The 19,470-nt window shown below is 64.8% G+C and carries 18 protein-coding genes; 11 read left to right on the plus strand and 7 right to left on the minus strand.

The window, feature by feature from the left end; all coding sequences use genetic code 11:
- Positions 1-264: 264 nt before the first annotated feature.
- The 7 genes from kdpF to LB545_RS26490 are packed head-to-tail and all read left to right on the plus strand — an operon-like array spanning position 265 to position 8,461.
- Complete coding sequence (kdpF, locus tag LB545_RS26460) at positions 265-354, plus strand: K(+)-transporting ATPase subunit F (protein ID WP_015315765.1); 90 nt, start codon at positions 265-267, stop codon at positions 352-354.
- Positions 355-376: 22 nt separating this feature from the next.
- Complete coding sequence (gene kdpA, locus LB545_RS26465; protein ID WP_224706066.1) at positions 377-2,077, plus strand: potassium-transporting ATPase subunit KdpA; 1,701 nt, start codon at positions 377-379, stop codon at positions 2,075-2,077.
- A gap of 27 nt (positions 2,078-2,104) precedes the next feature.
- Positions 2,105-2,320 carry a hypothetical protein gene (locus LB545_RS26470; protein ID WP_140556495.1) on the plus strand — a complete coding sequence of 72 codons (216 nt, stop codon included), beginning with the start codon at positions 2,105-2,107 and terminating at the stop codon, positions 2,318-2,320.
- Positions 2,317-4,410 carry a potassium-transporting ATPase subunit KdpB gene (kdpB, locus tag LB545_RS26475; RefSeq protein ID WP_224706067.1) on the plus strand — a complete coding sequence of 698 codons (2,094 nt, stop codon included), beginning with the start codon at positions 2,317-2,319 and terminating at the stop codon, positions 4,408-4,410. Before LB545_RS26470 ends, kdpB begins: the two co-directional genes overlap by 4 nt.
- A gap of 12 nt (positions 4,411-4,422) precedes the next feature.
- Positions 4,423-4,992: a potassium-transporting ATPase subunit KdpC gene (gene kdpC, locus LB545_RS26480; protein ID WP_224706068.1), complete on the plus strand. Its 570-nt coding sequence runs from the start codon at positions 4,423-4,425 to the stop codon at positions 4,990-4,992.
- A gap of 53 nt (positions 4,993-5,045) precedes the next feature.
- Positions 5,046-7,772, plus strand: a complete 2,727-nt coding sequence (locus tag LB545_RS26485) for a sensor histidine kinase (RefSeq protein ID WP_224706069.1) — start codon at positions 5,046-5,048, stop codon at positions 7,770-7,772.
- Complete coding sequence (locus LB545_RS26490) at positions 7,769-8,461, plus strand: response regulator transcription factor (RefSeq protein WP_140632424.1); 693 nt, start codon at positions 7,769-7,771, stop codon at positions 8,459-8,461. The genes LB545_RS26485 and LB545_RS26490 overlap by 4 nt, the downstream gene beginning before the upstream one ends.
- Positions 8,462-8,477: 16 nt before the next feature.
- On the opposite strand, the gene LB545_RS26495 is transcribed toward LB545_RS26490, so the two are convergent.
- From LB545_RS26495 to LB545_RS26525, 7 genes are all read right to left on the minus strand, one after another.
- Positions 8,478-9,914 carry an MFS transporter gene (locus tag LB545_RS26495; RefSeq protein WP_224706070.1) on the minus strand — a complete coding sequence of 479 codons (1,437 nt, stop codon included), beginning with the start codon at positions 9,912-9,914 and terminating at the stop codon, positions 8,478-8,480.
- A gap of 178 nt (positions 9,915-10,092) precedes the next feature.
- On the minus strand, positions 10,093-10,575 hold the full coding sequence (locus tag LB545_RS26500; RefSeq protein ID WP_224706071.1) for a DUF992 domain-containing protein: 483 nt from the start codon (positions 10,573-10,575) through the stop codon (positions 10,093-10,095).
- Positions 10,576-10,682: 107 nt separating this feature from the next.
- Positions 10,683-11,159 carry a DUF992 domain-containing protein gene (locus tag LB545_RS26505; protein WP_224706072.1) on the minus strand — a complete coding sequence of 159 codons (477 nt, stop codon included), beginning with the start codon at positions 11,157-11,159 and terminating at the stop codon, positions 10,683-10,685.
- 199 nt (positions 11,160-11,358) lie between these two features.
- Positions 11,359-12,201 (minus strand): tetratricopeptide repeat protein, encoded by an 843-nt coding sequence (locus LB545_RS26510; RefSeq protein WP_140496334.1) that lies wholly within the window; start codon positions 12,199-12,201, stop codon positions 11,359-11,361.
- Between the two features lie 141 nt (positions 12,202-12,342).
- Positions 12,343-12,609, minus strand: coding sequence for a 30S ribosomal protein S21 (gene rpsU, locus LB545_RS26515; protein WP_010911429.1), 267 nt, complete (start codon positions 12,607-12,609; stop codon positions 12,343-12,345).
- Between the two features lie 179 nt (positions 12,610-12,788).
- Positions 12,789-13,175, minus strand: coding sequence for an SET domain-containing protein (locus tag LB545_RS26520; protein WP_140513719.1), 387 nt, complete (start codon positions 13,173-13,175; stop codon positions 12,789-12,791).
- Between the two features lie 111 nt (positions 13,176-13,286).
- Complete coding sequence (locus tag LB545_RS26525; protein WP_140566153.1) at positions 13,287-14,045, minus strand: SDR family oxidoreductase; 759 nt, start codon at positions 14,043-14,045, stop codon at positions 13,287-13,289.
- Between the two features lie 264 nt (positions 14,046-14,309).
- Between LB545_RS26525 and LB545_RS26530 the strand changes: the two genes are divergently transcribed.
- The 4 genes from LB545_RS26530 to LB545_RS26545 are packed head-to-tail and all read left to right on the plus strand — an operon-like array spanning position 14,310 to position 19,469.
- Positions 14,310-15,563 carry a sarcosine oxidase subunit beta gene (locus tag LB545_RS26530; protein ID WP_224706073.1) on the plus strand — a complete coding sequence of 418 codons (1,254 nt, stop codon included), beginning with the start codon at positions 14,310-14,312 and terminating at the stop codon, positions 15,561-15,563.
- A 27-nt stretch (positions 15,564-15,590) separates the two neighbouring features.
- The gene (locus LB545_RS26535) at positions 15,591-15,902 is read left to right on the plus strand and encodes a sarcosine oxidase subunit delta (RefSeq protein WP_140624374.1); all 312 of its coding nucleotides are present in this window, start codon (positions 15,591-15,593) and stop codon (positions 15,900-15,902) included.
- Positions 15,899-18,892, plus strand: a complete 2,994-nt coding sequence (locus tag LB545_RS26540) for a sarcosine oxidase subunit alpha (RefSeq protein ID WP_140624372.1) — start codon at positions 15,899-15,901, stop codon at positions 18,890-18,892. Before LB545_RS26535 ends, LB545_RS26540 begins: the two co-directional genes overlap by 4 nt.
- Complete coding sequence (locus tag LB545_RS26545; protein ID WP_140624371.1) at positions 18,885-19,469, plus strand: sarcosine oxidase subunit gamma; 585 nt, start codon at positions 18,885-18,887, stop codon at positions 19,467-19,469. The genes LB545_RS26540 and LB545_RS26545 overlap by 8 nt, the downstream gene beginning before the upstream one ends.
- The last annotated feature ends 1 nt before the right edge of the window (position 19,470 follow it).

Here is a 19,470-nt window from a genome sequence, read left to right on the forward strand (position 1 = left end):
TATTTCTTTCCGCTTTGCCCCGTCTCGAACCTTTATGGCGATCGGGTCCATATTCCGCTTTGAGAAAAACGTCTGACGCCGTCACCAATCCAGGTTGGCGCGCCGTTTCATGTAGTCGCCAAGCTGCTTCGAGCGGGCGCAAAGTGGAAAAATCAAAGCAAGGACAAGCACAATGGACACCATTGTTCTCGGGATCGGGGTTTTGTTTTTCGCCCTCTCCTTTGCCTACGTCAAAGCCTGCGACAGAATTTGAGCGATCGGGACATGCTTGTCGATTACATCCTCGGTGGCGGCGTGACGTTGTTCCTGCTCGCCTACCTGACATACGCACTGATCCGCCCGGAACGCTTCTGACCGGCGCACGGAAAGCCAAATCATGACTATCAACGGATGGATACAGATCCTCCTCTATTGCGGGATCCTGGTTTTGCTCGTGAAGCCGCTGGGCGGCTACATGCATCGCGTCTTCACCGGCGACCGCAGCTTGCTGTCGCCGGTGCTCGGCCCCGTCGAGCGGGGCCTTTATCGCCTGGCTGGAACCGGCGACCAGGAGCAGCACTGGACGGGCTATGCCGCCGCCATGCTGTTGTTCAACCTTGCCGGTTTCCTGGCGCTCTATTTCCTCCAGCGCCTGCAAGGCGGCCTGCCCTACAACCCGGCCGGCATGAGCGCGGTCGAACCGGGGCTCGCCTTCAACACCGCGGCCAGCTTCATGACCAACACCAACTGGCAGAACTACGGCGGCGAGAGCACGATGTCCTATCTCGTGCAGATGGCCGGCCTCACAGTGCAGAACTTCCTGTCGGCGGCCACCGGCATCGCCATCGCCATGGCGCTGATCCGCGGCTTTGCCCGCGCTTCCGGCAAGTCGATCGGGAATTTCTGGGTCGATATGACCCGTGCCACGCTCTACGTGCTTTTGCCGCTCTGCGTCGTGCTCACCCTGGTCTATGTCTGGCTCGGAATGCCGCAGACGCTGGGAGCCTATGTCGGCGCCACCACGCTCGAAGGCGCGCAGCAGACCATCGCCGTCGGGCCGGTCGCCTCGCAGATCGCCATCAAGATGCTCGGCACCAATGGCGGCGGCTTCTTCAACGCCAATGCCGCGCATCCCTTCGAGAATCCGGACGCCATCTCCAACCTGATCCAGATGCTGTCGATCTTCGCCATCGGCGCGGCGCTCACCAACGTCTTCGGCCGCATGGTCGGCAACCAGCGCCAGGGCTGGGCGATCCTGGCCGCTATGGGCGCGCTGTTCATCGCCGGGGTCGCGGTCTGCTATTGGGCGGAAGCCGCGGGCAATCCGCTGGTCCATGCGCTGGGCATCGACGGCGGCAACATGGAAGGCAAGGAAACCCGCTTCGGCATCGCGCTTTCGGCGCTGTTCGCGGTCATCACCACGGCGGCTTCCTGCGGCGCGGTCAATGCCATGCATGACAGTTTCACCGCGCTCGGCGGCATGATCCCGCTCATCAACATGCAGCTCGGCGAAGTCATCGTCGGCGGCCTCGGCGCCGGCTTCTACGGAATGCTGATGTTCATCCTGATCGCCGTCTTCGTCGCCGGCCTGATGGTCGGGCGCACGCCCGAATATCTCGGCAAGAAGATCGAGGCCAAGGAGGTCAAGATGGCGATGCTAGCGATCCTGTGCCTGCCGCTGGCGATGCTGACCTTCACGGCCATCGCGGTGGTCCTGCCGAGCGCCGTGGCGTCGATCGCCAATGGCGGTCCGCACGGCTTCTCCGAGATCCTCTACGCCTATACGTCGGCGGCGGCGAACAACGGCTCGGCCTTCGGCGGCCTCACCGGCAACACGCCCTGGTACAACATCACGCTGGGTCTCGGCATGCTCATGGGCCGCTTCCTGGTCATCATCCCGGCGCTCGCCATCGCCGGCTCGCTGGCGGCGAAGAAGACCGTGCCCGCCTCGGCCGGCACCTTCCCGACCGACGGCCCGCTGTTCGCCGGACTGCTGGTCGGTGTCATCGTCATCGTCGGCGGCCTGACCTTTTTCCCTGCGCTCGCCGTCGGGCCGATCGTCGAGCATCTGGCCGCCATCCACGGGCAGACATTCTGAGACGGAAGTGTCCTGGCTGAAACGGAGATGTCCTGGTTCAACAACAGGCATCGCAGCGATCGCCATCCCGCCGAGAACGGAAAGGAGGAGCAGCCTCCTCCTTTCCCCACCATGTCGACATTCCTCGGCATCGCCGCCGTCATGATCGTTCTGTGGTTGCTGGCCTACGGGCTTCCGCATCTTCTTTCGGCATCCGACCGCTCGGTGCCGCCCACCAACACCGAAGCTGGAGCTTCAAAATGAGCCAGTCGAAATCAGCCAGCATCATGGATGCCGGCATCCTGTGGCCCGCCATCGGCGGCGCCTTCAAAAAGCTAAACCCACGCACATTGGCCAGGAACCCGGTAATGTTCGTCGTTGCCGTCGTCTCGGCGCTGACATCAGTGCTTTTCGTCAAGGACCTCGCCAGCGGCGGCGGCAATCTCGGCTTCACCATCCAGATCATCATCTGGCTGTGGTTCACCGTGCTGTTCGCCAACTTCGCCGAAGCCGTCGCCGAAGGCCGCGGCAAGGCGCAGGCCGATTCGCTGCGCAAGGCGCGCACCGAGACCCAGGCCAAGCTGCTGACCGGCGAGGACCGGACGAAATTCAGGCTGGTGCCGGGCACCAGCCTGAAGGTGGGCGACGCCGTGCTGGTCGAGGCCGGCGACATCATCCCCTCCGACGGCGAGGTGATCGAAGGCGTGGCTTCGGTCAACGAGGCGGCGATCACGGGCGAATCGGCGCCCGTCATTCGCGAATCCGGCGGCGACCGCTCCGCTGTCACCGGCGGCACGCAGGTGCTCTCCGACTGGATCCGCGTGCGCATCACAGCTGCCGCCGGCCACACCTTCCTCGACCGCATGATCTCGCTGGTCGAGGGCGCCGAGCGCCAGAAGACGCCGAACGAGATCGCGCTCAACATCCTGCTGGTCGGCATGACGCTGATCTTCGTGCTGGCCACCGCTACCATCCCGAGCTTCGCTTCCTATTCGGGCGGCTATATCCAGGTCACGGTGCTCGTCGCTTTGTTCGTGACCTTGATCCCGACCACTATCGGCGCGCTCTTGTCGGCCATCGGCATCGCCGGCATGGACCGTCTGGTGCGCTTCAATGTGCTCGCCATGTCCGGCCGCGCCGTGGAGGCGGCCGGCGACGTCGACACGCTTTTGCTCGACAAGACCGGCACGATCACGCTCGGCAACCGCCAGGCGACCGAATTCCGGCCGGTGAAGGGCGTCACCGAGCAGGAACTGGCCGATGCGGCACAGCTTGCCTCGCTCGCCGACGAAACGCCGGAAGGCCGCTCGATCGTCGTGCTGGCCAAGGAGAAATACGCCATCCGCGCCCGCGACATGGCGACACTGCACGCCACCTTCGTGCCCTTCACCGCGCAGACCCGGATGAGCGGCGTCGACATAGACGGCTCCTCCGTGCGCAAGGGCGCGATCGATTCCGTGCTCGCCCATGTCAACCAGTCGACCGTCGCCAGCCACGCAACGCGCCCGAACAGCGATACGATCAGGGATCTCCAGGCGATCGCCGACGAGGTCGCCAAATCGGGCGGCACGCCGCTTGCGGTCGAGCGCGACGGACGCCTGCTCGGCATCGTGCACCTCAAGGACATCGTCAAGGGCGGCATCCGCGAACGCTTCGCCGAGCTGCGCAGCATGGGCATACGCACGGTGATGATCACAGGGGACAATCCGATGACGGCGGCGGCCATCGCGGCCGAAGCCGGCGTCGACGACTTCCTTGCCCAGGCGACGCCGGAGGACAAGCTGAAGCTGATCCGCGACGAGCAGGCCAAGGGCAAGCTGGTCGCCATGTGCGGCGACGGCACCAACGACGCGCCGGCCCTTGCCCAGGCCGACGTCGGCGTCGCCATGAACACCGGCACGGTCGCGGCGCGCGAGGCCGGCAACATGGTCGACCTCGACAGCGATCCGACCAAGCTGATCGAGATCGTCGAGATCGGCAAGGCGCTGCTGATGACGCGCGGTTCGCTGACCACCTTTTCCATCGCCAATGACGTGGCCAAGTACTTCGCCATCATCCCGGCCATGTTCGCCGTGTTCTACGTCGCACCCGGCCACACCACAGGTCCGCTGCAGGCGCTCAACATCATGCATCTGGCGACGCCGCAGAGCGCCATCCTGTCGGCCATCATCTTCAATGCGCTGATCATCATCGCGCTGATCCCGCTGTCGCTGCGCGGCGTCAAATACCGGGCAATCGGCGCCGGGGCGCTGCTCAGCCGCAACCTGCTCGTCTACGGCCTCGGCGGCATCATCGTGCCGTTCGCCGGCATCAAGATTATCGACATGGCCGTCACGGCCCTCGGCCTTGCATAAGGGATCATTCCGATGCTCAAGCAAATCAGACCCGCGATCGTCATGATCGTCTTCTTCACCGTGCTGACCGGGCTCATCTATCCCATCGGCATGACCGGCATCGCCCAGGCGCTGTTCCCGAAACAGGCCAATGGCAGCCTGATCGAGAAGGACGGCAAGGTGGTGGGTTCGGAACTGATCGGCCAGGCCTTCGCCAGCGACCGCTATTTCCACGGCCGGCCCTCGGCGGCCGGCAATGGCTATGACGGCGGCGCCTCCAGCGGCTCGAATCTGGGTCCGACCAACCCCAAGCTGATCGAGCGCATCAAGGGCGACGCGGCGAAGTTGAAGGCCGAAAACCCCAATGCGCCGGTTCCGATGGGCCTCGTCACGACATCGGGCAGCGGGCTCGATCCCGACATCAGCCCCGAGGACGCTTCTTTCCAGGTTCCGCGTGTCGCCAAGGCCAGGGGTATGGATGAAGCCAAGGTCAAGGCGCTCGTCGACAGCCATGTCGAGGACCGGGAGCTCAGCGTCCTGGGCGAGCCGGTGGTCAATGTGCTGGCCCTCAACCTCGCATTGGACGACACAGCCAAGCAATGAAGAACAGCGCCGGGGATCGACACCGTCCCCGGCGCCGTTCAAACTGGATGCCGATGCCGGACGACAGAAGCAACGTCGAAAACAGACCTTCCCCCGACGCGCTGCTCGAGCATGCCGAGCGCGAGGGCCGCGGGCGTCTGCGCATCTTTCTGGGCGCGGCACCGGGCGTCGGCAAAACCTATGAAATGCTGATGTCGGGACGCGCCAGGCTGGCCGACGGCATCGACGTGGTGATCGGCGTGGTCGAGACGCACGGCCGCAAGGAAACCCTGGCCCTCGTAGAGGGCTACGAGGTCATTCCGCGCCGCCCGGTCGAATACAAGGGACGCACCCTCGACGAGATGGACATAGACGCCATCCTCGCACGCCGCCCGGCACTGGTCCTGGTCGACGAACTCGCCCATACAAACGCGCCCGGCAGCCGTCACCCCAAGCGCTATCTCGACGTGCAGGAAATCCTGGCGCGCGGTATCGACGTCTACACGACGCTCAACATCCAGCATGTCGAAAGCCTGAACGACGTCGTCGCCCAGATCACGCGGGTCAGGGTGCGCGAAACGGTTCCCGATTCCATCATCGACCAGGCCGACGATGTCGAAATCATCGATCTGACGCCCGACGACCTGATCAAACGGCTGGAGGAAGGCAAGGTCTATTTCCCCAACACCGCCCAGCGCGCCATCGAGAACTATTTCTCGCCGGGCAATCTGACGGCGCTGCGCGAACTGGCGCTGCGCCGCACCGCCCAGCGTGTCGACGACCAACTGCTCAACCACATGCAGTCCCATGCCATCCAGGGCCCATGGGCGGCGGGGGAAAGGGTGCTCGTTTGCCTCGACGCGCGTCCGGGCGGGGCGGCGCGCGTGCGCTATGCGCGCAGGCTGGCCGACCGGCTCCGCGCGCCATGGACGGCGCTTCATGTCGACACGCCTCGTTCGGCCGCCATGTCGGAAGAAGAGAAGGACAGGCTGGCGAACCATCTGCGCCTCGCCGAGCAACTCGGCGCCGAGGTGACGACCATTCCGGGCCAGAACGTCGCGCAGGACATCGTGCGCCATGCGACGGCGAACAATTTCACCCATATCGTGGTCGGCAGGCCGACCCGGTCGCGCTGGCGGGAATTGATCGAGGGCTCGCTCACCTATGATCTGATCCGCAATGCCGGCGACATCAGCGTCCATGTCATCTCGGGAACCGAGCGCGATACCGACGCAGCATCGAGAAAGCTCAGGACGGCGGCCGAGCAGCGGCCGTTCCAGATATGGCCGTATCTGTTCGCCACGGCCTATGTCGCGGGCTCGCTGGCCGTCGGCACGGTTCTCGATCAGTTCCTCGACGTGCGCAATCTGGCGATCGTGCTGCTGCTGGCGGTGCTGACATCGGCGGTGACGTTCGGACTGTGGCCGGCCTTGTACGCCTGTTTCCTGAGCGCCCTTGCCTTCAACTACTTCTTCCTCGAGCCGCGCTACACGCTGACGATCAGGGATCCCGAGAGCATCGTTGCGTTTGCCGTCTTCCTCGTCGTTGCCGTCATCGCCAGCAACCTGACGGCGCGCGTGCAGCGCCAGGCCGTCGCCGCCCGCTCACGCGCGCGGGCCACGGAGGACATCTACCTGTTTTCCAAGAAACTGGCTGGCGCCGGTACGCTCGACGACGTCCTGTGGGTCACGGCCTTCCAGATCGCCTCCATGCTGAAACTGCGGGTCGTGCTGCTTTTGCCCGAAAACGGCGCCATCACCGTCAAGGCGGGCTATCCGCCCGACGATACGCTGGCCGAGGCCGATATCGCCGCGGCCCGCTGGGCCTGGGAGCACGACCGCGCCGCCGGCCGCGGCGCCGATACGCTGCCCGGTGCGAAGCGGCTGTATCTGCCGCTACGCACCGGACGCACGGCGGTCGGCGTGGTCGGCCTCGACAACGACAAGCAGGGTCCGCTGCTGACGCCCGAGCAGCAGCGGCTGCTCGACGCGCTGGCCGACCAGGCAGCGGTCGCCATCGAGCGCATCCAGCTCGTCGCCGACGTCGATCGTGCCAAGCTCGCGGCCGAAGCCGACAGGCTGCGCTCGGCGTTGCTGACCTCCATCTCCCATGATCTGAAGACGCCGCTCGCCGCCATCATGGGCGCGGCCGGCACTCTCAGGGAGTTCGCGCCTGATCTACCCGAGCAGGACCGGACGGAGCTGTTGTCGACGGTGGTCGACGAAGCGGAACGGCTGAACCGCTTCATCGCCAATCTGCTCGACATGACCAAGATCGAATCCGGTGCGATGGAGCCGAACTATGCGCTGCACTATGTCGGCGACGTCGTCGGCACCGCGCTCGATCGCGCCCGCAAGATCACCAGCGAGCACAAGATCGAGGTCGACATTCCGCCCGACCTGCCGATGCTGAAGCTCGACCCGGTGCTGTTCGAGCAGGTCCTGTTCAACCTGGTCGACAATGCATCGAAATATTCGCCGCCCGGCTCGACGATCCGCCTGCAGGGCTGGACCGACATCGGCTCCGTCGTGCTTCAGATCATGGATGAGGGATTGGGCATCCCTCCGCAGGATCTTGAGCGCGTGTTCGATACTTTCTACCGGGTCCGCAAGGGCGACCAGGTGCGCGCCGGTACCGGGCTCGGCCTGTCGATCTGCCGCGGCTTCATCGAGGCGATGGGCGGCACGATCTCGGCCGCCAACCGGACCGACCGTTCGGGTGCTGCCTTCACCATCAGGATGCCGGTGCCGGCGGAACTGTCCGGCAATCGCATCGGCTCCAGCGCGGATCAGCCTCGATGACCAATTCGAACGTCAGGATACTGGTCGTCGATGACGAGCCGCCGATCCGCAAGTTGCTCCGGGTCGGCCTCGCCAGCCAGGGCTACGCGGTCAGCGAGGCGCCGAACGCCAAGGCGGCTATCGAGCTGATGGTGCAGGAAAAACCGGATCTCGTGCTGCTCGACCTTGGCCTGCCCGGCATGAGCGGCCATGAACTGCTGCGCAAATGGCGCGACGACGGCCTCGACATGCCGGTGGTCATTCTCTCCAGCCGCGCCGACGAGGCCGGCATCGTCGACGCGCTCGAACTCGGCGCCGACGACTACATCACCAAGCCGTTCGGAATGAACGAGCTGGTGGCGCGCATCCGCGTGGCACTGCGGCACAAGTTCCAGCAGCAGGGCGAGAGGCCGGTGTTCCAAACCGGTGATCTTTCCGTCGACCTGGTCAAGCGCATCGTCAAGGTCGGGGGCAAGGAGGTAAAGCTGTCGCCCAAGGAATACGACATTCTGCGCATTCTCGTGCAGTATGCGGGCAAGGTTCTCACGCACCAGTTCCTGCTGAAGCAGGTGTGGAACGATTCGACCGACGTGCAGTATCTGCGGGTCTATGTCCGGCAGTTGCGGCAGAAGATCGAGAAGACGCCGGACCAGCCGCGCTACATCACCACCGAGACCGGCGTCGGCTACCGCCTGCGCGAGGTCGAATAAGCGTTGCCTGGCCTGACTAGCCGACAGCTTCCGGCAGCCGGTTCGCGGCCGTCGATGTGCGCAAGGCGGCGAGGCAGCCAATGATGCCGAGCGGCACGAAGGCGAGGAACAGCCAGGTCGCCACATCAGCCGCCGCGTCCCGGTTCAGGCCTTGCGAAAAGCCGCTGGCATTGGCGACGATGCCGGCAAGGGCGGCACCCACCGCATAGCCGATGCGTTGCATGGTCGGCACCGCGGCCGAGGCGATGGTCTGCTCATCACCCGGCGCGGAGGCCACGATGACGCGCGTCAGGAACGGCCAGGCAACGCCGAAGCCGCCACCCTGCAAAAGGGCGCATACCAGGATCAGCGGGATCGAGCCTGCCGGGATGGTGTAGGCGAAACCAGCTAGGCCGGTGGCGATCATCAGGGCGCCGATGACGATGATCGATCTCTCACGCTCCTGTGGCGCGTTGGCGACAAGGATCGACAGGATCGACCAGGCAATCGATTCGGCGGCGATGATGTAGCCGGTGGTCAGGAGCGGAACGTGGTGCAGCGTGGTCAGAAGCAGCGGGCCGTAAATGGCAAAGGAACAGGTCGCCACCGAGAAGGCGGCGACCATGGTCATGCCGCTGCCGACCGGCGTGCGCCACGAGAACAGCCGCGAGGGGAAAAGCCGCGATTTCGGCTTCAGCGCATCGATACGGAAGAACAGCACAAGGCCGACCAGGCCGAGCACCATCAGCAGCGACGAGCGCAGAAGGGCGATATCGACCCCCGCCGAGGCGATCAGCACGACGGCGACGGCAAGGCAGCCAAGCGCTATGAGCGGGAAGGGTGGTGCCTTGCCCGCGCCGGCACTCGGCCTCGTCGCTTCCGGCGTGTCGAGCACGACGAAGCTCGCCAGCGCCATCGCCGCACCGCCGAACACGAAGATGCCGAACGCCCAGCGCCATGACAGAAGCTCTGTCATGATCGCGCCAAGCATCGGCCCGCTGAAGGCGGCGACGCCCCAGATCGCCGACATGATACCGAAAAGCTGCGGCCAGATGGCCCGCGGAAACAGGCGCTCCACCGAGACGAAAGCCAGCGACACCAGCGCGCCGCCGCCCAGGCCCTCGATCAGGCGCCCGGCCAGGAACAATTGCATCGAGGGCGCGGTGGCGCAGATCAGCGCGCCGGCCGCGTAAAGCAGCGCCGCGACCACCATGTTGGTGCGCAGCGCCACATAGCTGACCAGCCGTCCGGCCGCGGCACCGGCGACGATGGCGCCCAGTTCATAGATCGCCAGCGACCAGCCGACGAGCTGCACGCCCGCCAGTTCGCCGATCATGGCGGGCATGACGGTCGCCACCATCGTCTCGTTGGTGGCGTGCAGCAGGATGCCGAGGCTGATGAAGCAGAAGCGCGCGAGGTCGCCGCTCGCCCACAATGCGCGCCAGTCGACCCTGTTTGTGCTGATGTCGGTCACTTCGGTCCCTCGAATTTCATATCCCGATGCAAACGCATGGCGCCAGGAGCCGGCTCGGGGGTCCGGCAGGACCATGGTCGGATGGGTTTGTAGAACCTCAACCAAGCTTGAGCTCAAGCGATTTTTTGGACATGTTCGTGGATGCCCGCATCCCTGGCCGGCCGGCATCGCCGGCCAATCAGTTCTCCGTGCTGCGCAGCTGGAACTGGCTGACACCGATGGCGAAATTGATGCCGGTCTGGGTCTGCAGGCTGAGCGGCTGCAAGGTGAAGGACTGCGAGGAGCCGCCAACCAGCAGATTGGCCCCGGCGCCGACGGTTGCCGTCACCTCGGCGCTGGCGCCGACATAGTCGCCGGCCAATGCGCCCGGCGCGTAGATGTTCTTCAGCGGCGTCAGCACCAGCCATCGCATCACCGCCTGCTTGGTCGTGCCGATGTCGAGGCCGTATTTGTTGACCGCGCCGAAATAGGCTTCCGGCGCGAAAGTCTTGTCGGCAGGGGTGAAGGTGCAGCTCAGATCCTTGCTCGAGCCGAAGATGAAGCCGGTGCCGCCCGATATGGCGCATTCAAGCGTGCCGAGCTCGATGCCCTGGTCCTGTGCCCGTGCCGCGCCGACAAGCATAATTGCGATCACGGCAGCGGCGATGGCTGTCCTCGGCATGGCGGTCCCCCCAAACAAACGGCGCGGAGCCATTCTATCCGGTTCCGCGCCGTGGCGTGAGGGGGTCATGGAGCGCATGGCTCCATGACTTCAGTGGCTCCATGACTTCATTTGAGCGAGTGGATCAGCTCAAGCGAGGTCACGGCAACGGTCAGGTTGACGCCGGTCTGCGCCTGGACGCTGAGCGGCTCCAGCATGAAGGCGCTGTCGAAGCCGCCGACCAGCAGATTGGCGCCGCCGCCGGTCACGACGCTCGCCTCGGCATTGACGCCGTAATAGCTGCCGGCAAGGTCGCCCGCGTCGCGGTCACGGGTCGCGGCAAACACGGCCCAGGCGAGTTGGCCCTGGTGCGTCTTGCCAACATCGACGCCGAGCTTGGAGATGACGCCGGTGTAAATCTCGGCCGGACCGTGATGATAGGGGCGGAAGACACAGGACACGCCCTTGTTGGATGTCACGATGTAGCCGGTGCCGCCGTCGATGGTGCAGTCGAGCGTGCCGAGCTGCAATCTGCCGGCGCTTGCCGGTGCAACAGCGAACATGGTCGTGGCGAGCGCAGCGGCGCAGACGAGTTTCTTGATCATGGGAGGTCCTTTCGCAAAACGCTTCAAAGTAACGGCTGGGTGACCAGACCGTTCCGCTGAAACCTTGGCGCGAACAAGGCAGGCGATCACGGCTTGCAGCGGGGTCAGCGCGCGGTTGCCGGATTGATGGCGATCTACGGCGATACGTGTCCTTTCGGACACGCATCCGACGCGTGGGCTTGGCCGGCCTTGCCTGATGTCAGCTGACGCGGGCGAGGCCATCCTTGGCAGGCTGGTAGGTGGGATCGAGCCGAACGGCTTCCCGGTAGGACTTGGCCGCCTTGGCCTTGTCGCCGCGCCGCTCGTAGATCAGCGCCTGGTTGGACCAGGCTTCGGCGTTTTTGCCGTCGAGCTTGATGGCCATGTTGAAATCGGAGAAGGCATTGTCCTCGTCATTGGTGGCGAGATAGGAAAGGCCGCGGCCATTATACGGCTCGGCGGCGTCCGGGGCCAGCGAGATGGCGGTCGAGAAATCCTCGATGGCGAATTTGTGCTGGCCCTGGCTCTGATAGATCAGGCCCCGATTGTGATAGGCGCGGGCATCGGTCGTGTCGAGCTGGATCGCCTTCTGGAAGTCGTTGAAGGCTTCCTGGGTGCGGCCGGCCTTGCGGTAGAGATTGCCACGGCCGATATAGGCGGCATCGTAGTTGCCATTGATCTGGATCGAGCGGTTGTAGTCCGCCAGCGCTGCTTCCTGATTGCCGAGGAAGCGCTGGATGAGCGCACGGTTCGAATAGGCCTGGTAGAAATTCGGGTTAAGCTGGATGGCCTGGTTGAAATCCTTGAGCGCCGCCTGGTATTGGCCGCCCCGGCCATAGGCCGAGCCGCGCACATTGTAGCCTTCAGGATCCTGCGGATTGCGCTGAATCACCGCCGACAGCGAGGAGATATTCTCGCTCGACCCTTGCGCCTTGTCGATGTTGTTGAACTCGCCGGTCGGGCCTGAGGTCTGGCAGCCGGCAAGCATCAATCCGGAAAGCAGGGCTGTCGCCAGGGCAAAGCCACGAAATGTGGTTTTGCTCTCCACGCTGATTGCGTTCATGTCTGCCCTGTCCTCACTTGCCGCGTCATTCAGGTCCGGATCCCCCCTCCGGGCCGGGTCACATCAAAATAAAAAGGTGGCGGCGATTCCGCATCGCGCCACCCCTGGTATCCTTCGAAAAGGACGAAATATTGGCGTTAATCAGCGCGGCGGACGCGCTGCGCCGGCGGCACCGCCAGCAGCCACCGGACGCGGCGTCATCGGCAGCAGACCTTCGCGCTGTGCACGCTTGCGGGCCAGCTTGCGGGCTCGGCGCACGGCTTCGGCCTTTTCACGGGCGCGCTTCTCGGAAGGCTTCTCGTAGTGACCGCGCATCTTCATTTCGCGGAAGATGCCTTCGCGCTGCATCTTCTTCTTGAGAGCGCGAAGCGCCTGATCAACATTGTTGTCGCGGACGAGTACCTGCACGGGCAATCCTGTCTTTCGGGTTTGATATCAACAGGCAAGCGGCCATAGCCACTAGCCTCCGCGGCGATTTACACCACGAATTGTGGCGGCTGATAGCAGAATCACGCCGCGCTGTCCACAGCCGAAATGAAGGGAGGCGGCCAAATCGCCCAGCGGGCGCTCGCAAGGTAGGCAGCCAACTACGCGGTGGCCAGATGCAACCGCTCAAAATCCTCGAAGAATTCGCCATAGTCGCAGGTTATCTCTTCGCCGGCCGCTATGTCGCGGGTCGCGGTTGCCCCGCCATATTGCGAAAAGTCCGTGTTCGGCGTCGCCGAATGGTTCATGAAGCGGCCATTGTCGACCTCATAGACCATGAAGCCGGGCCGGTCGGGGCTGGGATAGGCGTAGCGGTCGAGCAGTTCCCTGAGATGCGAGGGTGCCGCCTGGTATTTTTCCAGCGGGATCAGCCGGTCGAAATCCGGGTCGAGCCGCCAGATCGAGGCGCCTTTCCTGATCGGCTCGGCGGCGAACACGCCGACGCCCTCGATTGCGCTTTGGGCGACATAGGTTTTGATCAGCAGCATGGTTCCGGCCCGTTTCCAAGGAGAGAACGGAATCGTCAATTCGAGCCCAAATGCAAGCCCGGATTGCGACATCGCGGCCCGCGTTGATCCGCATGCCGGCGCCGAAACCGCTCACGTCCGGTTGATCGACACGCCGCCGTCGGCGAACAGTGCGGTTCCGGTGGTGAAGCTCGACGCCTCGGAGGCAAGATAAAGCGCCGAGCGGGCGATCTCTTCCGGCCGGGCCATCCGCTTCAAGGCATGGATGCCTTCGACGAACGTGCGGGCCTCGGGCGTGGTTGTGGTCGCGCCGGGCGTGTCTGTGCCGCCTGGCAGCAGTGCGTTGACGCGCAACCCCTTCGGCCCGTACTCGGCGGCCAGCACTTGCGTCAGGCCGATCAGGCCGGCCTTGGCCGCGGCGTAGGCCGCCATGCCTGGCATGCCGGCGGTATAGCCGACGAAGCTGGAGGTGAAGACCAGCGATCCGCCGCCACGCTCCAGCATCGCCGGTATCTGATGCCTGGCGGCCAGATAGGCGCTGGTCAGATTGGTATCCATCGTGTCATGCCACGACGCCGGCGGCAGGTCCGGCAGCGGCGCCATCATGCCGACAGCGCCGGCATTGTTGAATGCAATGTCGAGACCACCGAAGCTACCGGTCGCGAGATCGACCAGCGCCTTCGCATAGGCTTCGTCCCTGACGTCGCCGGCAAGAGCGATCGCAGTGCCGCCGGTTTCCACGATCTCCTCGACAAGCCTATCGAGCTCGGCCTGGCGGCGCGCGGCGGCGACGACCTTGGCTCCTTCCTCGGCAAAGAGCTTTGCAGTGGCGCGGCCGATGCCGGAACTGGCGCCAGTGACGATGGCGATCTTGTTGGCGAGTGCGAGCATGTTTCTGTCATCCTTCCGCTAAGCCGGCTTGCCGGCGGTCGGATGCGTCGTCGCAAATGAGCATGGCCGCAGCCACCCGAAAGCTGCGAACCCGCCGATTTTCCCTGGCCTCGCACGCCGCGGCCGGTTGCGGCGCAAAACGGCAAGAGCCGTCGCAAACAGCGCAAGGGTGGCAGCGCTGTTTCGCTAGTGATACACCTCGCGCGCCGGGAGAAATTGCTAGCCCGGCCGCAAATCCGCGAGACTTTGGCGCGAGGCTGGAACGTGAAGAAATACTCTGTATTCGCCATCGCGCGTGAGGCCATGCGCGGCCACAAGGGCTGGGAGGAGCAATGGTCCTCGCCGGAGCCGAAGAAGGAATACGACGTCGTCATCGTGGGCGCCGGCGGCCATGGCCTGGCTACCGCCTATTATCTCGCCACCGTGCACGGCATCACCAATGTCGCGGTGCTGGAGAAGGGCTGGCTCGGTGGCGGCAATACCGGCCGCAACACCACCATCATCCGCTCCAACTACCTCTATGACGAGAGCGCCGGCATCTACGACCATGCGCTGAAATTGTGGGACGGGCTCAGCCAGGAGCTCAATTACAACGTCATGTATTCGGCGCGCGGCGTCATGATGCTGGCGCACAATGTGCACGACATCCAGGTGCTGAAGCGCCATGTCCACGCCAACCGGCTGAACGGCATCGACAATGAATGGCTCACACCCGAGCAGGCGAAGGAATTCTGCCCGCCGCTCAATATTTCCAGGGATGCGCGCTACCCGGTCGTCGGTGCCGCCTTGCAGCGGCGCGGCGGCACGGCGCGCCATGACGCGGTCGCCTGGGGGTATGCGCGCGGCGCCTCGGCGCGGGGCGTGCACATCATCCAGAATTGCGAGGTCACCGGCGTCAAGCGGGCGGCCAATGGCGCGGTCACCGGTGTCGAGACGACGCGCGGCTTCATCGGCGCCAAGAAGGTCGGCGTGGTCGCGGCCGGCCATTCCTCGGTCATTATGAACATGGCCGGCGTGCGAATGCCGCTGGAAAGCTATCCGCTGCAGGCGCTGGTGTCGGAGCCGGTCAAGCCTGTCGTCCCCTGCGTGGTGATGTCGAACACGGTGCATGCCTATATCTCGCAGTCCGACAAGGGCGAACTGGTGATCGGCGCCGGCACCGACCAGTACGTCTCCTACTCGCAGACCGGCGGCCTGCACATATTACAGCATACGCTGGACGCAATCTGCGAGATGTTCCCGATCTTCACGCGCATGAAGATGCTGCGCTCCTGGGGCGGCATCGTCGACGTCACGCCCGACCGCTCGCCGATGCTGGCCAAGACGCCGGTGCCCGGCCTCTACGTCAATTGCGGCTGGGGCACGGGCGGCTTCAAGGCGACACCCGGCTCCGGCCATGTCTTTGCCCACACCATCGCCAGGGACGATCCGCATCCGATCAACGCGCCCTTCACCATCGAGCGGTTCCGCACCGGCCGGTTGATCGACGAGGCGGCGGCGGCGGCGGTGGCGCATTGACGATGACTGAGCTGTAGGAACGAAAACATGCTTCTCATCCGCTGCCCCTATTGCGAGGAAGAGCGTCCGGAACTTGAGTTCCGCAACGCCGGCGAGGCGCATATCGCGCGCTCGGCCAACCTGTCAGGCGAGAGCGACGAGGATTTCGAAAAATTCTTCTTCATCCGCTCGAATCCCAAAGGCATCATCTATGAGCGCTGGCGACACATGCATGGCTGTGCGCGCTTCTTCAACGCCGTGCGCGACACCGTCACCGACAAGTTCGTCATGACCTACAAGGCCGGCGAGCCGAAGCCTTCCAAGCTGCCCAAGAACTCCAGCGAAGTGGTTGCCAAATGAGCGGCGCGTTCCGCATACCGAGCGCCGGCCGCCTGAGCCAGGCCAAGACCGCCCGCTTCAGCTTCGACGGTCAGTCCTTCATCGGCATCGAAGGCGATACGCTGGCTTCGGCGCTGCTGGCCAACGGCGTGCACCTGGTCGGCCGCTCGTTCAAATATCACCGGCCGCGGGGCGTGCTGTCGGCCGGGGCGGAGGAGCCCAACGCGCTGGTGCAGATCGTGCGCGACGACGCGCGCAAAACGCCGAATGTTCGCGCGACCGTGCAGGAACTCTATGACGGACTCGCCGCCAACTCGCAGAACCGCTGGCCGTCGCTGTCCTTCGACGTCAGCGCGGTCAACGATCTGGCGTCGCCGCTGTTTTCGGCCGGCTTCTACTACAAGACCTTCATGTGGCCGAAGGCGGCCTGGAAGAGCCTCTACGAACCCAAGATCCGGGAAGCCGCCGGGCTTGGCGTGTCCCCCGACAGGCCGGACCCCGACCATTATTCGTCGCGTTACGCTCATTGCGACGTGCTGGTGCTGGGCGGCGGTGCGGCCGGCATCGCGGCTGCATTGGCAGCGGCTGAAACCGGCGTGCGGGTCATTCTGGCCGATGAGCAGGCCGAATTCGGCGGCAGCCTGCGCTTCGAGAGCGGCGCGAAAATCGACGGCCAGGGCGGCTTTGCCTGGGCGCAGGCGGCGATCGCCAGGCTGAAAGGCATGGACAATGTCCGCGTGCTGTCGCGCACGACTGCCTTCGGCTACTACGCACAGAACTTCGTCGGCCTGGTCGAGCGGGTCAGCGATCATTTGCAAAATCCCGGCCACGACCTGCCGCGCGAGCGGCTGTGGCAGGTGCGCGCCAGGCGCGTGGTGCTGGCGTCCGGGGCCATCGAGCGCCACATGGTGTTCGCCAACAACGACCGGCCGGGCATCATGCTGGCCTCGGCCGCGCGCACCTATCTCAATCACCATGGCGTCGCGGTCGGAAAAAACGTCGGCGTCTACACCGCCAATGATTCCGCTTACGCGGCGGCGATCGACCTGAAGAAGGCCGGCGTCAACATCGCGGCTATCGTCGATCTGCGCGACAATCCGACCGGGCCGGTGATCGATGAAGCAAGGACGCTCGGCATCGAGATCAATTTCGGTCGCGCGGTGATCCGCGCCGGCGGCAAGCTGCGCGTCTCGTCGATGACGGTGCAGCCGAAGAATGGTGGCGGCGAGCGCACCATTGCGGTCGATGCGATCCTGATGTCGGCCGGCTGGACGCCGTCGGTGCACCTGTTCTCGCAGTCGCGCGGCAAGGTCGCCTTCAACGACGAAACCAAGCGCTTCGTGCCCGGCACCTATGCACAGGACTGCATCTCTGTCGGCGCCTGCAACGGCACGGACGGCCTGTCGGCGACCCTCGACGAGGCCTATGCGGCAGGGGCCAAGGCGGCAAAGGACGCCGGCGCAAAGACTGCCAAGGGTACAAAGCCAAAAGTCGACGCCTCGGAAAGCTGGTCGCGTGGCATGCTGGGCGCCGCCCCCGGCGCCGGTCCGGATACGATGGTGAAGGCCTTCGTCGATTTCCAGAACGACGTCACCGCCAAGGACATCCGCCAGGCGGTGCATGAGGGCATGCGCTCGATCGAGCACGTCAAGCGCTTCACCACCAACGGCATGGCGACCGACCAGGGCAAGACCTCGAACATGCACGGCCTGGCGATTGCCGCCGAGACGCTTGGCAAGCCAATCCCCGAGGTGGGCCTCACTACGTTCCGCGCCCCTTATACGCCGGTGACCTTCGGCGCCATCGTCAGCCATGCGCGCGGTCCGCTGTTCGATCCGACGCGCAAGACGGCGATCCATCCCTGGGCTGAAGCCCAAGGCGCCGTGTTCGAGGATGTCGGGCAGTGGAAGCGCGCCTGGTATTTCCCCAGGGGTGGCGAGGACATGCATGCGGCGGTCGACCGCGAGTGCGTCGCGGTTCGAAACACGGCTGGCCTATTCGACGCCTCGACGCTCGGCAAGATCGAGGTGGTCGGTCCCGATGCGGCCAAGTTCATGGAGCTGCTCTACACCAATCCGTGGGAAAAGCTGGAGCCCGGCCGCTGCCGCTACGGCATCATGCTGCGCGAGGACGGCTTCATCTATGATGACGGCGTCGTCGGCAGGCTGGCGCCCGACCGCTTCCATGTGACGACGACGACCGGCGGCGCGCCGCGCGTCATGAACCATATGGAGGACTATCTCCAGACCGAGTTCCCGCATCTCAATGTCTGGCTGACCTCGATCACCGAGCAATGGGCTGTTATCGCCGTACAGGGGCCGAAGTCTCGCGACATCATCGCGCCGCTGGTCGAAGGCATCGACATGTCGGATGAGGCCCTCCCGCACATGTCGGTGCGCGAGGGCAAGATATGCGGCGTGCCGACAAGGCTGTTCCGCATGTCGTTCACCGGCGAGCGCGGCTTCGAGGTAAATGTGCCGGCCGATTACGGCCAGGCCGTGTGGGAAGCGCTGTGGGCCGAGGGCCAGAAGCATGGCGCAACCGCCTACGGCACCGAGGCAATGCACGTGCTGCGCGCCGAGAAGGGCTACATCATCGTCGGCCAGGACACCGACGGCACGGTGACGCCCAATGATGCCGGTCTCGACTGGGCCGTCGGCAAGAAGAAGGCCGATTTCGTCGGCATTCGCGGCCTGACGCGGCCTGACCTGGTCGCCAAGGGCCGCAAGCAACTGGTCGGCCTCAAGACCAAGGATCCCAAGGTGGTGCTGGAGGAAGGCGCGCAGATCGTGGAGGATCCCAGGCAGGCGATCCCGATGAAGATGATCGGCCATGTCACGTCGAGCTATTGGTCGCAGAATTGCGGCCGCTCGATCGCTCTGGCGCTGGTCGCCGGCGGTCGCGCACGCACGGGCGACACGCTCTACGTGCCGATGCCTGGCGGGACGATCGAAGTGGAGGTTTCCGGCATGGTGTTCTTCGACGAAACGGGAGGCCGCCTCAATGGCTAAGGCAGTCGCGAAAAAGACGGCTTCGGCCGCATCGCCGGCGGCCGAGCGCCGTCCGGCGCTGGCCGGGCGCGCTATCTCCGCCGCCGGCGTCAAGGTAGAGGTGCTGCCGCCGGCCGAACGGATCTCGCTGCGCGCTCCGGAGGCGTCGCTTGCCGCCTTGTCGAAGGCGCTCGGCGTGACCATGCCGAAAAAGCCGAAGACGTCCGTGTCGAAAGGCGGGCGCACCGCGCTGTGGCTTGGGCCGGATGAATGGATGATCATCGACGAGGCCGGCAAAGACCCGCTCGCCGATTGTGCAAAGATTTCCGCCTTGCATTCCGCTGTCGGCATCTCGCATCGCAACGTTGCGATATCGGTCGCCGGTCCGGCCGCGGCCGCGGCAATCAATTCGGGCTGCCCGCAGGATCTGTCGCTCGAAGCCTTCCCGGTGGGTGCCGCCTCGCGTACCATTCTCGGCAAGGCCGAGATTATTCTGCTGCGCACGGCGCAAGACGCTTTCCGGGTCGAGTGCTGGCGTTCCTTCTCGGATTATGTCTTTACTTTCCTCTCCGAGGGAGCACGCGACGCGGCGGCCTGAT

Origin of the sequence: Mesorhizobium sp. BR1-1-6 (assembly GCF_020165355.1) — a bacterium.
Classification (GTDB): domain Bacteria; phylum Pseudomonadota; class Alphaproteobacteria; order Rhizobiales; family Rhizobiaceae; genus Mesorhizobium.